Annotated in this window: 9 protein-coding genes; 4 read left to right on the top strand and 5 right to left on the bottom strand. The window is 67.2% G+C overall.

The genetic code is table 11. The features are described 5' to 3' along the window. Nucleotides 1-86: 86 nt before the first annotated feature. From WMN78_RS12110 to WMN78_RS12100, 3 genes are read left to right on the top strand one after another with little or no spacing between them, the layout of a single operon-like run. Nucleotides 87-1055: a sugar ABC transporter permease gene (locus WMN78_RS12110; protein ID WP_340534024.1), complete on the top strand. Its 969-nt coding sequence runs from the start codon at nucleotides 87-89 to the stop codon at nucleotides 1053-1055. 2 nt (nucleotides 1056-1057) lie between these two features. Then, complete coding sequence (locus WMN78_RS12105) at nucleotides 1058-1951, top strand: carbohydrate ABC transporter permease (RefSeq protein WP_340533957.1); 894 nt, start codon at nucleotides 1058-1060, stop codon at nucleotides 1949-1951. Between the two features lie 19 nt (nucleotides 1952-1970). Further along, a complete protein-coding gene (locus tag WMN78_RS12100) occupies nucleotides 1971-2987 on the top strand; it encodes a LacI family DNA-binding transcriptional regulator (protein WP_340533956.1) in 1017 nt (338 codons plus the stop codon). Nucleotides 2988-3005: 18 nt separating this feature from the next. On the opposite strand, the gene WMN78_RS12095 is transcribed toward WMN78_RS12100, so the two are convergent. The 5 genes from WMN78_RS12095 to WMN78_RS12075 all read right to left on the bottom strand — a co-directional run bounded on the left by WMN78_RS12095 (nucleotide 3006) and on the right by WMN78_RS12075 (nucleotide 13737). Next, nucleotides 3006-7886 (bottom strand): NAD-glutamate dehydrogenase, encoded by a 4881-nt coding sequence (locus tag WMN78_RS12095; protein WP_340533955.1) that lies wholly within the window; start codon nucleotides 7884-7886, stop codon nucleotides 3006-3008. A 159-nt stretch (nucleotides 7887-8045) separates the two neighbouring features. Further along, the gene (locus WMN78_RS12090) at nucleotides 8046-9818 is read right to left on the bottom strand and encodes a biotin carboxylase N-terminal domain-containing protein (RefSeq protein ID WP_340533954.1); all 1773 of its coding nucleotides are present in this window, start codon (nucleotides 9816-9818) and stop codon (nucleotides 8046-8048) included. Nucleotides 9819-9825: 7 nt separating this feature from the next. Continuing rightward, complete coding sequence (locus WMN78_RS12085) at nucleotides 9826-11538, bottom strand: 5-oxoprolinase/urea amidolyase family protein (protein WP_340533953.1); 1713 nt, start codon at nucleotides 11536-11538, stop codon at nucleotides 9826-9828. 46 nt (nucleotides 11539-11584) lie between these two features. Next, nucleotides 11585-12922 (bottom strand): MFS transporter, encoded by a 1338-nt coding sequence (locus WMN78_RS12080; RefSeq protein WP_340533952.1) that lies wholly within the window; start codon nucleotides 12920-12922, stop codon nucleotides 11585-11587. Nucleotides 12923-12978: 56 nt separating this feature from the next. Next, nucleotides 12979-13737 (bottom strand): 5-oxoprolinase subunit PxpA, encoded by a 759-nt coding sequence (locus tag WMN78_RS12075; RefSeq protein ID WP_340533951.1) that lies wholly within the window; start codon nucleotides 13735-13737, stop codon nucleotides 12979-12981. 202 nt (nucleotides 13738-13939) lie between these two features. On the opposite strand from WMN78_RS12075, the gene WMN78_RS12070 reads away from it, so the two are divergent. Further along, nucleotides 13940-14566 carry a GntR family transcriptional regulator gene (locus tag WMN78_RS12070; protein WP_340534023.1) on the top strand — a complete coding sequence of 209 codons (627 nt, stop codon included), beginning with the start codon at nucleotides 13940-13942 and terminating at the stop codon, nucleotides 14564-14566. The last annotated feature ends 324 nt before the right edge of the window (nucleotides 14567-14890 follow it).

The raw sequence follows: 14890 nt of genomic DNA, 5'->3' as shown, positions 1-14890 counted from the left end.
GCGGCGCCCTCCCGGACCCCAGGAACGTTCTCAATTCAACGAAGCAAGCCTCACCGACATCTACGCAAGGAAGTGCACCCGTGGCAATGACCGTGACCAGGACCGGCCCTGCGGCGAAGACCGCAGCGCCCGGATCCCCCCGGCGGGCTAAGAACTTCAAGTCCCGGGTGCTCGTGCCTTACGCGATGCTCGCCCCCGGCATCATCCTCTTTCTCGTCTTCATGGCGGCTCCGATCGTCTACACACTGTTCCTGAGCTTTCAGAAGAAGAAGGTCAGCGGACTGGGCCTGGGCAAGAACTCGCAGACCCAGGTCTTCGCCGGGCTGGACAACTACGTCAGCGCCCTCACCGATCCGGAGTTCACGGCCAGCGTCCTGCGGGTGCTGCTGTACGGCGTCATCCTCATTCCCCTGATGCTCGGATTCGCCCTGCTTTTCGCGTTGCTGCTGGACTCCCGGCGGACCCGGGCCGGGAACTTCTCCCGGACCGCCATCTTCCTGCCCTACGCGGTTCCCGCCGTGATCAGCTCGCTGCTGTGGGGGTTCCTCTACCTGCCCGGCGTCAGCCCGTTCCACTTCGTGGCCCGGCAGTTGGGTGTGGAGCTTCCATCCCTGCTGGACCCCAACCTGGTGACGTTCGCCATCTGCAACATCGCGCTCTGGGGCGGCGTGGGCTTCAACATGATCGTGATGTACACCTCGCTCAAGGCGGTTCCTTCCGAAATTTACGAGGCAGCCAAGCTGGACGGCTGCTCCGAGGTCCAGACCGCCCTGCGGATCAAGATCCCCATCATCGCCCCCGCCCTGGTCATGACTGCCCTGTTCTCCATGATCGCCACCCTGCAGGTCTTCGCCGAACCCACCACGCTGCGCCCGCTGGCCAACAGCCTCTCCACGAGCTGGTCCCCGCTCATGCTCGTTTACCGTGACGCGTTCACCCGCAACGACGTCTTCTCGGCAGCCGCGACCAGCATCGTCATTGCCCTTGCCACTTTCGCCATTTCCTTCCTGTTCCTGCGCGTGGTGCAGAAGCGGGCCTTCGGACAGGAGAACTGACCGTGACCACCACCGCCATTCGCACCAAACCCGCCGGGAGCAAGGCCGCCAACGCCAAGGAACTCCGCGAAAAGCCCAGCTTCCTGTCCACCGGCATCCTCATCCTGGGCGCCCTGTACTGCCTGTTCCCTGTGCTGTGGGTCCTCGCCGCGGCCAGCAAGAGCGGCACGGAGCTGTTCTCAACGTTCACGCTCGCCCCCAGCACGCACCTCTGGGACAACATCGTTGAACTCACCGCCTACCGCGACGGCCTGTTCTGGCGGTGGATGCTCAACACGGCCCTCTACGCCGGCGTCGGCGCCATCGTCTCCACCTGGATCTCCGCCCTGTCCGGCTACGTGCTGGCCAAGTTCGACTTCCCCGGCAAGGCCGGAATCTTCAAAGTGCTGCTCATGGGCGTGCTGGTGCCGGGCGTCATCCTGGCCATCCCGCAGTACCTGATGCTCGCCCAGGCCGGACTGACCAACACCTACTGGTCCGTGCTGCTCCCCCAGATCATCAGCCCCTACGGCATCTACCTGGCCCGCATTTATGCCGCGGCCTCGGTGCCGGGCGATGTCATCGAGGCCGCCCGGACCGAAGGTGCCAAGGAAATGTACATCTTCAACCGGATCGCCATGCCCATGATGCTGCCGGGCCTGGTGACCATCTTCCTGTTCCAGTTCGTGGCCATCTGGAACAACTTCATGCTGCCGTACATCATGCTGGGGGACGATCACCTCTTCCCCATCACCGTGGGCCTGAACGGCCTACTCAACCAGGGTGCCTCCGCCCCGGCCCTGTACACCCTGGTGCTCGCGGGCGCCCTGCTGTCCATCGTTCCGCTTGTCATCATGTTCCTGCTCCTTCAGCGCTACTGGCGGGTCGACCTGGCCGCCGGTGCGGTGAAGGCTTAGCCCCGGATAGGCTTTAGCCATGTCTCAGCCCCCCGCCAAGAACCGCCCCAAGATCGACGACGTCGCCCGGGAAGCGGGCGTCTCACGCGGCACGGTTTCACGGGTCCTCAACGGCGGCCACTGGGTCAGTCCCCCGGCGCTGGCGGCCGTCAATGCCGCCATCAAGAAGACCGGATACCGGGTCAACCCGCACGCCAGGAGCCTGGCCACCAACCGGGCCAACTCGGTGGCGTTCCTGCTCACCGAATCGCACGACCGCCTGTTCGAGGACCCGAACTTCGCCGTGCTGATGCGCGGCGCCGCCGATGCGCTTGCTGTGCACGACATCCCGCTGGTGCTGATCATGGCCGGCACTGACGACGAACAGCGCCGGGCCACCGAATTCCTCACCGCCGGGCACGTGGACGGCGTGCTGCTGGTGTCCTCCCACGCCACCAGGAAGGGCATCATCTCCGAGATCGTCAGCGCCCGCATCCCCGCGATTGCGTGTGGTGTTCCGCTCGGTTTCGAAAAGAAGATGGGCTACGTCGCCGCCGACGATTACGAAGGAGCCCTCGACGTCCTCCGGCACCTGAGCGACGGCGGCCGCAAGCGGATTGCCACCATCGCCGGACCGCAGGACACCTCCGGCGGCATCCGGCGGCTGGAGGCCTACCGCGAACACCAGGGCACCGCCGTCGACGAGGACCTGATCGCCTTCGGCGACTACAGCCGCGAAAGCGGGGCGAAAGGCATGCGGGAAATCCTGAACCGCTCCCCCGATGTCGACGCCGTCTTCGCGGCGAACGACCTCATGGCGCTCGGTGCGATCGAAGTCCTCAAGGAGGCCGGCCGCCGCATCCCGGAGGACGTGGCCGTTGCCGGGTTCGATGACATTAAGGTTTCCGCCACCACAATCCCCACGCTGACCACGGTCCGGCAGCCGTTCGAACGGATCAGCGCGGAAATGGTGCGGCTGCTCCTGGCGGTCATCGACGGCGAGCGCCCCGCGGCGATCACCATTCCCACGGAGCTGGTGGTCCGCGAGTCGGCCTGACGGAGATGCGCACTGGTGCTATTGCCGCACCAGGGTCCGGAGCAGTTTCAGCGCCACGGAGATCGAGGCGATGTCCACCTGCCCGGGTTTGGTTACCTCGGCAAGGGTGTCCTTGATCCTGGCCAGCTGCTCCTGGTGCCCGCGCTCCCAGGCAACAATGCGTTCCACCGAATCGGACTGGCCGGGATCACTCACCGGGGTCATCTGCATCACGGAGATGGTCATGTCGGCCACTGCGGAATAGACGTCGTCCCGCAGGGCCGCCCGGGCAAGGGTTTCCCACCGGCTCTGGCGGGGGAGATCGGTGATGCGCAGCAGCAGGCTGGCGGCACCGATGCGCTGGAAGACCGCGTAGTAGAGGTCGGCAGTCACCTCGATGGGCTCGGCCGTCTGCTCGGAAACGAGTGAGATGTCCAGCAGCCCGAAGCTCTCCAGCATGTCCGCTGCCCGTGCCCCCAGGTCATGCGGGAGCCGGACGGCGTCCCAGTGGGCAAGGCGCTCCTGCACGCGGTCAAGGTCGGAGCCGCGCAGGTACTCGGCGGTTCGTGTCCGCAGCAGATCCATGGTGGGCATGATCCGCGCCAGCGCCTCGGTCACGGGCTGGTCCCGGTGGTCATGAGTGACGTACCAGCGGGTTGCCCGGTCCAGGACCCGGCGCATGTGGATGGCCACACCGGCGGAGTGTTCGCTCGGAAACTCCGGCGGCAGGTCCGCCAGCTTGCGCGTAATCCATGGCAGGTCATAGGCCTCGCGGGCCACCACGAAGGCCCTCGCCACCGCCGCGGGCGTGGCCGTGGTTTCTTCAATGGCGCGGAAGGCGTAGGTGATTCCGCCCAGGTTGATCATGTCGTTCGCCACCACGGTGCACACGATCTGTTTGCGCAAGGGATGTGAATCAAGGTCCGCATCGAAACGCTCAGCGAGCCGGGGCGGGAAGTAGCCGCGCAGGACCCGTTTGAACCAGGGGTCGTCGGCGAGGTCGCTGGCGGTGAGTTCCCTGGCCAGCTCCACCTTCGCGTAGGCGGCAAGGACGGCAAGTTCCGGGGTGGTCAGCCCCCGCCCCTGCCGCACCCGTTCCTCAAGCTGTTCAGTGCTCGGCAAAGCCTCCAGTTCCCGGTCCAGGCCCGCGGCGGTTTCCACCCAGTCCACAGTTCTTTGGAAGCCGGGGCTCCATTCGAGGACCAGATGCCGGTCGTTGAACAGGAGGACGTTCTGGTCGGCGTTGTTGGCCAGGACCAGACGCGCCACGTCGTCCACCAGGGACTGCAGGAAAGCGGTGCGTTCCGCAGCCGGCATCCGCCCGGTGGCGATCATCCGGTCCATGAAAATTTTGATGTTGACCTCGTGGTCGGAGCAGTCCACCCCCGCCGAGTTGTCGATGGCATCGGTGTTCAGCAGCACACCGGCGAGCGCAGCTTCGATGCGGCCGCGCTGGGTCACGCCGAGGTTTCCGCCTTCGGCAACCACCCGGGCGCGCAGTTCGCTGCCGTTGATCCTGATCGGATCGTTCGCTTTGTCGCCCACGTCTGCGTGGCTCTCCGAGGACGCCTTGATGTAGGTACCGATGCCGCCGTTGTAGAGCAGGTCAACGGGCGCCCGGAGGATGGCCTGAAGCAGGGCATGGGGCGGGAGCGCCGCTGTTCCGGAGTCCAGGCCAAGGCAGGTCCGGACCTGCTCGGTGATGGTGATGGCCTTGGCGCGCCGGGAGTGGACGCCGCCGCCCTCGCTGATGAGGGATTCATCGTAGTCCTCCCAGGAGGAGCGCGGCAGGCTGAAGAGCCGGCGTCGTTCTTCAATGGAGGCTACGGCGTCGGGCGCCGGATCGAGGAAGATGTGCCGGTGGTCAAAGGCCGCCACAAGCCTGATGTGCGGCGAAAGCAGCATCCCGTTCCCGAAAACGTCGCCGCTCATGTCCCCGATGCCCGCCACGGTGAACTCCTCGCGCTGCGGGTCCATGCCGAGCTCGCGGAAATGGTGCGTCACTGATTCCCATGCACCGCGCGCGGTAATGCCCATCTCCTTGTGGTCGTACCCCACCGACCCGCCGGAGGCGAAGGCGTCCCCCAGCCAGAACCCGTACTCCAGGGCCACGGTGTTGGCTGCATCGGAAAATGAAGCGGTGCCCTTGTCCGCGGCCACCACGAGGTAGTAGTCGTCACCGTCGTGCCGCACCACGTTGTGCGGAGCCACCACTGCCTGACCGCGCGCTGACGTGACCAGGTTGTCGGTCAGGTCCAGCAGTCCCCTGATGAAGGTTCGGTAGCACTCCAGCCCTTCGGCGAGCCAGGCGTCCCGGTTGGCGGCGGGGTCCGGCAACCGCTTCGGGTAGAAACCGCCCTTGGCACCGGTGGGAACGATGACGGAGTTTTTCACGTTTTGTGCCTTGACCAGGCCCAGGACCTCCGTCCGGAAATCCTCGCTCCGGTCGGACCAGCGCAGGCCGCCGCGGGCAAGTTCCCCGAACCGGAGGTGGACGCCTTCCACCCGCGGCGAATAGACCCAGATCTCGTATTTCGGCCGGGGCAGCGGGGCGATGGAGATGGCCGCCGGATTCAGTTTGAAACTGAGGTGCGGCTTGTTCTGGAAGAAGTTGGTGCGCAACGTGGATTCCACCAGGTTCATGAACGTACGCAGCATCCGGTCGCCGTCGAGGACCGGGATCTCGTCAATTGCCGACAGCAGCTCGGCCCGGGCGGCCGCGGTGTCCCGGAACCTGCGCTGGGCATCCAGTTCGGGGTCGAACCTGGCGTGGAACAGGGCCAGCAACGCATGCGTTGCCCGCACGTTGGCGGTGAGGGTGTCCGCAATGAAGCCGTAGGAGTTGGCGCTCCCCAGCTGCTGGAGGTATTTCGCGTAGCTCCGCAGGATGGAGGCCTGCCGCCAGTCGACGCCCTCGCGGATGACCAGGGTGTTGATCCGGTCCGACTCGACGTCTCCGCGCATGGCGGCGCCGAACGCGTCTGCGAGCAGCCCGCTCGTGGCCGCCGGGTCTACACCGGCGGGATAGTTCACGCCCAGATCGTAGAGGAAAAGGGCCGGGCCTGTTCCGCGCCGGATCTCAAACGGCCTTTGGTCCAGGACATCGAGCCCCAGGTTGTGCAGGAGCGGCAGGATCTGGGTGAGGCTGCGCGGCCGGGTGAAGTAAAGGCGGAGCCTGGCGTCCTTGCCCGGCGCAGAACTTCCTGCCGGCCAATCCACGGTGAGCAACGGGTCGCCCGGGGACCGCCCGCCTGCGCCGTCCAGGTCGAAGGATTCGAAATTGATGATGTCTTGAAGCGCGGTTTCCGCCTCATGGTCTGCCCGGTAGCTTGGCGGGAAGGCGTCGGTCCAGAGGGCGGTGAGCCGGGCGGCCTCTGCAGCCGGGAACTGCTCCCGGATCACCTCATCCAGCCCGTCCGTCCACGAACGGGTGGCTGAAATCAGGCGCCGTTCCAGCTGCGCAGGGTCGATGTTTGGCCACGTGACGTCCGGCCCGGAGGCGGCAGTACCCGTCAGCAGGATCCGGAAGAAAATCCGGGCCATCGGGGAATCGGTGAGCCGGACTTCAAAGTCGATGGCGTCAGCGTTGAAGGCGGTTTTGAGTTCCTGCTCCATCAGCAGCCTGACCGCTGTGCTGTACCGCCGGCGGGGAAAGAAGACGAGCGCGGACATGAACCTGCCGAAGCTGTCCGGGCGGAGGAAGAGGCGTATACGGCGGAGTTCCTCGGCCCGCAGGATCTCGGATGCCAGGCTGGTGAGGTCCTCGATGCCAACATGGAAGAGCTCGTCCCGCGGGAAGGACTCGAGAACCGCCACGAGGTCCTTGGCCCGGTGCGACCTTGGCTGAAGTCCGAGTCGTTCCCGGACCGTGCGGGCTTTTTCGCGGATCACCGGAATCCGCCGCACGGACTGATGGGCCGCGCCCGGAGTGAACAGGCCCACGAACCGCCGTTCCCCGGTGGGTGTACCCTCCCCGTCCAGGACCTGCACGCGCAGTTCGTCCAAATAAGAGGCACGCAGAACGGTGGACCGGAGGTCCGACGTCGCAAGGGTGCACGAGTGGGGCCACGGCATCCGCACCTCCCCTGCTTGTCCACGGTGGACGCCGGCCGCCGTCGGGCGCCGAAGCAAGCCGAGCGCAGAGCCGGGGCGCGGCGTGATCTCCTGGCCGCCCGCCGTCGTGAGTTCATACTCGCAGTAGCCGAGCAGGACAAAATTGCCGTCCCCCAGCCAGCCCAGAAGCTCGCGAAGCTGCGCGGCCGGCGGAACCATTGCCGGCGGAACGTCCGCCGCGGCATCGACGGCGTCAGCAAACCTGCGCTCCATTTCCGCCGCGTCTTCGGCACAGGCACGGACATCGGCAAGCACCGATTTCAGCCTTTCGACCAGCGCTTCTTTAGAGGGCTCGTCCGGCATCCTGCCGATTTCCACCGCCACCCATGCCTCGGGAGTACGCTCCGGTGCGCCAGGAACTCCGGCCGGCGCGTCGGCATTTCCGCCGTCTCCGTGAACCGGCTCGGCACTGAGCCCTTCCCTCGTGCGCCCGGGCCGTACCTCCAGCAGCACGTTGGAGAGGGGATCGCGCAGCACCTCAAACATCGGATGCACCAGCAGGCGGATCGTGGCGTCGTCGCGCGTAAGCACTGCCGTGAGGGACTGAACCAGGTAAGGCGTGTCGTCAGCGGCCACCTCGATGACGCGCGCATCGGGTTCGTTGAAGATTCCGACGGCGGCCTCCCCCGGCGCGCGCGACGTCGCCACCGTCAGGTGGTGCATCGCCCTGCTGCGGAGAGTTTCCGGCGAGTAGTTCTGGAGGTCCTCGGCGGCGACATGGGCATAGTAAGCGGCCACGAACTGCCCGTCCGGCTCAAATTTCCCGCCGTCCGGAGCGCGCCTCACGGGCCCGGTTTTGTGTGACATGCCAATGCGCCTCCAGTGCGCGGAGCCCAGCCGCAACCGGCGCCGATGAACCGGCTACCGCGCATGTTTTCATCATGGCCGCCTCCCGGTGCCGCGTCCAGCGTCTGCGGGTGTTCACCTGGGACCCGTCCCGCACCACCGCATTCTCCCTCGGGCGGCCTACCCGATCAGCGCCAGCACCGCTCCCGCAGTGACCACGCCGCCAGCTTGGGTGCGGAGGTCCGTGACGGTTCCGTCGCGGTGCGCCGCCACCTGGGTTTCCATCTTCATCGCTTCAAGAACGACGACGGCGTCCCCTGCCGACACTTCGGCGCCCGGCTCCACGAGCCACTTGACGACGGTTCCGGCCATGTCCGCGCGGAGCTCGCCGGGCTCGGCGGCCTCGGCGGCCTCGGCGCCCGACCCGGCAGGGCCGCCGTCGGAAATTGCCGAAACGCCGGCCGGCAGCGCTCCGCCTGCGCGGGCCCAGCCTTCCAGCAGGTCCGCCGGGAGACCCACTGCCAGGCGGCGGCCGTCCACATCCACAGTGATGGTGCGGCGTGCGCCGTCGGGTGCGGTGGTGCTGTAGCCGGGGTCCGCCGGGATCCGGTCCGCGAAGTCGGTTTCGATCCAGCGGGTGTGGATGCCCAGGCCGGTCTCGGACGTGAAGTCCGGCGATTCCAGCACCGCGCGGTGGAACGGCAGCACGGTGGCCACGCCGGTGATCTCCATCTCGGCGAGGGCGCGGCGGGCCCGGCGCAGAGCCTGCTGGCGGTCCGCGCCGGTGACGATCAGCTTGGCGAGCAGCGAGTCGAACTGCGGCGCCACGAAGGACCCCGAGCGGACGCCGGTGTCCAGGCGGATGCCCGGACCGGTGGCGCCGTGGAATTCATCGATGGTGCCTGGCGAGGGCAGGAAGCCGCGTCCCACATCCTCGGCGTTGAGCCGGAATTCGAAGGAGTGGCCGCGGGGCTCCGGGTCCGCAGTGATGCGCAGGGTTTCCCCGGCAGCAATCCGGAACTGCTCCTGGACCAGGTCGATCCCGGTGGTTTCCTCGGTGATGGGGTGCTCCACCTGCAACCGGGTGTTGACTTCCAGGAAGGCGACTGTGCCGTCAGCGGCAACCAGGAACTCCACCGTCCCGGCGCCGGAATAGCCGGCTTCGCGGCAGACTGCCTTGGCGGCGTCGTAGATCTGCTGGCGCTGGCCGTCGCTGAGGAACGGTGCGGGCGCTTCCTCCACGAGCTTCTGGTGCCGGCGCTGCAGGGAACAGTCGCGGGTTCCGACCACCACCACGTTGCCGTGCGTGTCCGCAAGGACCTGCGCCTCGACGTGGCGCGGGCGGTCCAGGTAGCGCTCCACGAAGCATTCGCCGCGGCCGAAGGCGGCCACAGCCTCGCGGACGGCGGAGTCGAAGGCTTCCTCCACTTCGTCCAGGGCGCGGACCACCTTCAGCCCGCGGCCGCCGCCGCCGAAGGCCGCCTTGATGGCGAGGGGCAGGCCGTGCTGCTCAGCGAAGGCGCGGGCTTCCGCCGCTGAGTCCACAGGCCCGTCACTGCCGGCCACCAGCGGCGCCCCCGCACGGACGGCGATCTCGCGGGCCGTGATCTTGTTTCCGAGCTGCCGGATGGCCTCCGGAGCAGGCCCGATCCAGGTGAGGCCGGCGTCCAGTACGGCCTGGGCGAAATCGGCGTTCTCGGACAGGAAGCCGTAGCCGGGATGGACGGCGTCCGCACCGGATGTCGCTGCCGCATCGAGCAGCTTGGCGATGTTCAGGTAGGTGTCCGCCGGGGAGTTACCGCCCAGGCTGAAGGCCTCACCGGCAGCGCCGACGTGCATGGCATCGGCATCGATGTCCGCATAGACGGCGACGGATTCCAGCCCCGCGTCATCGCAGGCTCGGGCAATCCGGACGGCGATCTCACCACGGTTGGCAATCAGGACCTTGCGCATCAGTTACTCACTTTTCTGGGGAAGTTTGTTCGGGGGACGTCGGTACGGAGGAAGCCGGTTCAGCGGACGTCTGTTCAGGAGAAGGTTGCGCAACGCGGCGGAAGCGGATGCTGCCGCCGATCGGCACCTGGGCGGCCAAATCCAGCTGGTGGTCCACCACCACGCCGATTACGGGGTAGCCGCCCGTGATGGGATGGTCCGCCAGGAAGAGCACAGGAAGGCCTTCCGGAGGGACCTGGATGGCTCCCGCCACGGTGCCTTCGCTGGGCAGTTCACCCTGCCGGCTGCGTTGGAGCGGCGTGCCGTCCAGCCGCATGCCCACACGGTTGGACTGCGGCTTCACCACCCAGTCCTGCCCGCACAGGGAGTCAAGGGCGGCCTCATCGAACCAGTCGGCCCGCGGGCCGGGCACAATATCGAGCACCGTGACGCCGGTACCGGGAAAGTCCGGCTGGAGTTCGGGGCTGCCGACGACGCCGGAATCGGTGACGTCGCCTGCTGCCAGCAGCTGGCCCGCAGCAAGCGGCGCGGGGCCGATGCCGGACATGGTGTCAGTGGAACGGCTGCCCAGCACCGCCGGGGCGTCCACCCCGCCGCGGACGGCGAGGTAGCTGCGGAAGCCGGCCTCCGGCGCACCAACGGTCAGGATTTCGCCGTCGAGCAGGGCAAACGGGGTGGCCATGGGAACGGTGCGCCGGCGCCCGGGCTTGCCGGAGGCAGCCTCGGATTCAGCGTCCGACGGCGGGTCAATAGTGAGTGCCGACGGCGCGCCGGCAACAGCCAGGACCTGGTCCCCGACGGCCTGGACCCTGAGTCCGCCGGCCACCGTTTCGATGGCCGCGGCGGCCGGGCTGTTGCCCACCAGCCGGTTGGCCCGCCGCAGCGAGGCCCGGTCCAGCGCACCGGCGGCGGAGACGCCCAGCGCGGAGTGGCCGTGCCGGCCAAGGTCCTGGATGAGGCTCTGCAGCCCGGGTGAAACAATCCGGAGCCCGGCAGCAGATTCCTGCGCCACGTCCCCGGCGGCCGGCGCCGTCTCGGAAGCAGCGCGCTCCGGCGCCATGGTCACAACATCGCGGACGGCCCGGAACCGGACGCGGTGTCCCGGGCTGGCCAGTGCGGGTTCGGCCCGGTTGAGGTCCCACATGCGGGCCCCGGTGCGGCCGATCAGCTGCCAGCCGCCCGGGGACCTGCGCGGGTACACCGCTGAATAGTTGCCTGCCAGCGCCACCGATCCCGCGGGAACGGCGGTGCGGGGCGAGCTGCGGCGCGGAACTTCCAGCACTTGGTTCTCCCCCACCATGTAGCCGAAACCCGGCGCGAACCCGGCGAAAGCCACCGTCCACACCTGGCTGGAGTGGGCTTCGATGACGCCGTCCGTTCCCAGGCCGGTGAGCCGCCCCACTTCGGCGAGATCCTCGCCGTCGTACACGGTATCGATGAGCACTAGGCCGCCGTCCTGTTTTACCGGAGCGGTGAGATCCAGTTCCAGCAGGAGCGCAGCCATGCGGCGGGCGGCCGCCGGCGAATCCGCGCGGACCATCACGGTCTGCGCGGCCGCCAGCACGTCCAGCTGGCCCGGCAGGGGTGATTCGAGGAGCAGGGTCTGCAGGGCGAGAACGTCCTGCGTTCCGGTGAGCTCCGCGAGCACCGCCCGCGTTCCCACGGGCCGCACCGAGAGGACCTTGTGCACGGTCAGGGTTTCCATTGCTGCTGCTTTCATCGTTGCCGGTGCCTCGAAAATGCTGCTGAAAAGGGACGCCCGCCGCTTAGGCGAGGGAGGCGGCGTCCGCCAGGAGGCGCTCTTCTTCAGCGGTCTGCGGGTTCCGGCCGAGGGCCAGGCCAATGACGGTCACGGCTGAGGCCACCAGGAGGTAGGCCGCGATCAGGTACCAGTCGCCGGAGGCCGCGTAGAGGGCGGTGAAGATCAGCGGTGCCACGGCGCCGCCGATCACGCCGGCCAGGGTGTAGGCCAGCGAGCTGCCGGCGTAGCGCAGCCGGGCCGGGAACTGCTCGGTGATGTAGGCGGCCTGCGGGCCGTACATGAAGGCGTGGAAGGCCAGGCCGATCACCACGCCGATGGTGAGCATCAGCACGGACTTGCCCTCGATCATGAGGAAGAACAGCGGGATGTAGAGGGCGGTGCCCACTGCGGCGATGCCGTAGACCAGGCGGCGGTTGAAGCGGTCCGTGACGGCGCCGGCCAGCGGGATCAGGAACAGCTGGAAAGCGGAACCGATCAGGATGGCGGTGAGGACGTTGCCCGTGGTCATGCCGAGTTCCTTGGTGGCGTAGACGGCCACGAATACGGTGAACAGTGCGTAGAGGATGTCGGGGCAGACGCGGGAGAGGGCGGCTGCCACGAGGGCGCGGGGTTCCTTGCGGAACACCTCGGTGATGGGTGCCTTGGGCTGTTCGCCGTGGGCCGCGATGGCCTTGAACACCGGGGTTTCCTCAAGCTTGAGGCGGATGACCAGGCCGAAGACAACCAGCAGTGCGGAGGCCAGGAAGGCTACGCGCCAGCCCCAGGAGAGGAAGGCTTCGGTGCTGAGGGTTGCAGCCAGGAGTGCAAGGACGCCGTTGGCCATCAGGTTGCCGGCGGGCGGGCCGATCTGGGCTGCGGAGGACCAGAAGCCGCGCTTGTTGGCGTCGCCGAATTCGCTGGAGAGCAGGACGGCCCCGCCCCATTCGCCGCCGACGCCGATGCCCTGGGCCAGGCGCAGGAGCACCAGGATGGTGGGGGCTGCCACGCCGATCACGGAGTAGTCCGGAAGCAGGCCGATGAGTACCGTGGCGATGCCGATCAGCATCAGGGTGACCACCAAGACGTGCTTGCGGCCGATCTTGTCGCCCAGGCGGCCGAAGATCACGCCGCCGATGGGGCGTGCCAGGTAGCCCACGGCGAAGGCGGAGAAGGAGAGCAGGAGTCCTACGAACTCGTCATTGCCCGGGAAGAAGATCTTGGGGAAGACCAGGGCTGAGGCCACCGAGTAGATGGCGAAGTCGTAGTACTCCAGCGAGGTGCCGGTGAGGCTGGCGACGTAGGCCTTCAGGGCTCCGGGCGGGATCTTTCGGCCGGAGCGGGCGGCCGTGTGGTGTGTGGTCATGGCTTTTCCTTCAAAGGGTGACGGGTTGAGGCGAACTCGGTTGAGGCGAACGCGGCTTAAGCGAACGCTTTGATAGTGATGCCGGCGTCGGAAAGCGCAGCCCTGACTGCGACAGCCATGGCAACGGCCCCGGGGGAATCGCCATGAACACAGATGCTGTCTGCATTGATTTTCAGGATGGAGCCGTCCACGGCGCGGATGGCGGAGTCGGCGGCCATGCGCAGGACGTGTTCGGCCACCTGGGCCGGGTCATGCAGGACGGCTCCGGGGAGCGAGCGGGAGACGAGCGTGCCGTCGGGGTTGTAGGCGCGGTCGGCGAAGGCTTCGGAAACGGCGCGGAGTCCGGCGGCTTCGGCCAGCCGCAGCACCTCCGAGCCGGGCAGCCCCAGGATGGGCAGTCCGGCGTCGATCGATTTGACGGCGTCGACGACGGCGCGTGCCTGGGCGGTGTGGGAGACGATCGCGTTGTAGAGGCCGCCGTGCGGCTTCACGTAGCGGACGCGGGCACCTTCGGTGGCGGCCAGCGCCTGCAGCGCGCCGATCTGGTAAACGATGTCGTCAGCCAGTTCGCTGGGGTCGATGTCCACAAAGCGGCGGCCGAAGCCGGAGAGGTCGCGGTAGCCCACGTGGGCGCCGATCATCACGCCGGCCTGTATGGCTTCGCGGCAGGTGCGCCGGATGACCGTGGGATCGCCGGCATGGAAACCGCAGGCCACGTTGGCACTGGACACGGATTGGAACATTGCCGTGTCGTCGCCCAGAGTCCAGCGGCCGAAGGACTCGCCTACGTCGCTGTTCAGGTCCATGTACAACATTGTGATCCTCGTCTCATTGAGTTGCTCCTACTAGGATGCATCAAATTCAGCGATTGTTCAACAATCCTTCGATTCAACGATGTGACGATCGTGTAAATTCTGGAGTATGGCCACTTCAGAAGCAGCAATCCGAGGCACCTCCGGCGCAGCAGGAACAGGAGCCTCGGCAGGATCAGCCGCGGCAGCCCGCCTGCGCGTCGCGATGCCCTCGGTGGCGGACAGGGTGGCCGATGAACTGCGCCTGCAGTTGGCCGAAGGAATCCTGCTCCCGGGCACCCGGCTGACCGAATCCACCATTGCCGAGGACCTCGGCGTCTCCCGCAACACGGTGCGCGAGGCCTTTGCCGAGCTCGCCAGCGAACGGCTGGTGGTCCGGCACCCCAACCGCGGCGTTTTTGTGGCCAGCCTTGAGCCCGGCGATATCCACGACGTCTACACCGTCCGCCGGACGATCGAAGTCAGCGCCATCCGCGGCGGGGGCAGTCCGGAGGCGGTGGCCGCCGTGCGGGCGGCAGTTGAGGAAGGCAAGCTCGCCGCAGCGGCGAACGACGACGAGGGGCTGGGTACCGCCAACCAGCACTTTCACGGGGCGATCGTCGCCCTGGCGGGAAGCCGCCGGCTGAACACCATCATGTCCCAGGTCCTGGCCGAGATGCGGCTGTTCTTTCACAAGGCCACACTGGACGCCCACTTCTACAGCGGCTACCTCAAGGACAACGAGGAGATCTGCGAGGCACTGGAGGCGGACGAGTTGGACCTCGCCGCCGAGCTGCTGCTGGCCTACCTGGACCGGTCGGAAGAAAGGCAGGCGGAGGTCCACGGGGAGTAGGAGGGGGGCTGAACCCGGTTAAAGCGCCGTACTCTAAATGGCAGACTAGTTCAGGGGGAAGAATGAAAGTCAGAAGCCATCAAGGCATGCTCGAAGTCGACGGCAAGATCGTCTTCAGCCGAAACGGAGTATCGGCCGAGCCAGGATTCGGTGCATAGCATGCGATCCTTCCTCGTATGTGCCGCCTGCGGATCAGCTGTGGTGTTGGTCCGGCACCCTCGGCCGGATGCAAGAGCGTCGCAGGACCAAACCCCGTCGCACTGCAGCAACCGGAACTGTGCCAACAGCAGCAAGCACACGAAGCTATCCAGCGACTGGTACCGC

The sequence above is a fragment of the Arthrobacter oryzae genome (assembly GCF_037911235.1).
Lineage (GTDB): Bacteria > Actinomycetota > Actinomycetes > Actinomycetales > Micrococcaceae > Arthrobacter > Arthrobacter oryzae_E.
Note: the sequence above shows the minus strand (reverse complement) of the source record. Positions and strands in the feature narration are given on the sequence as shown.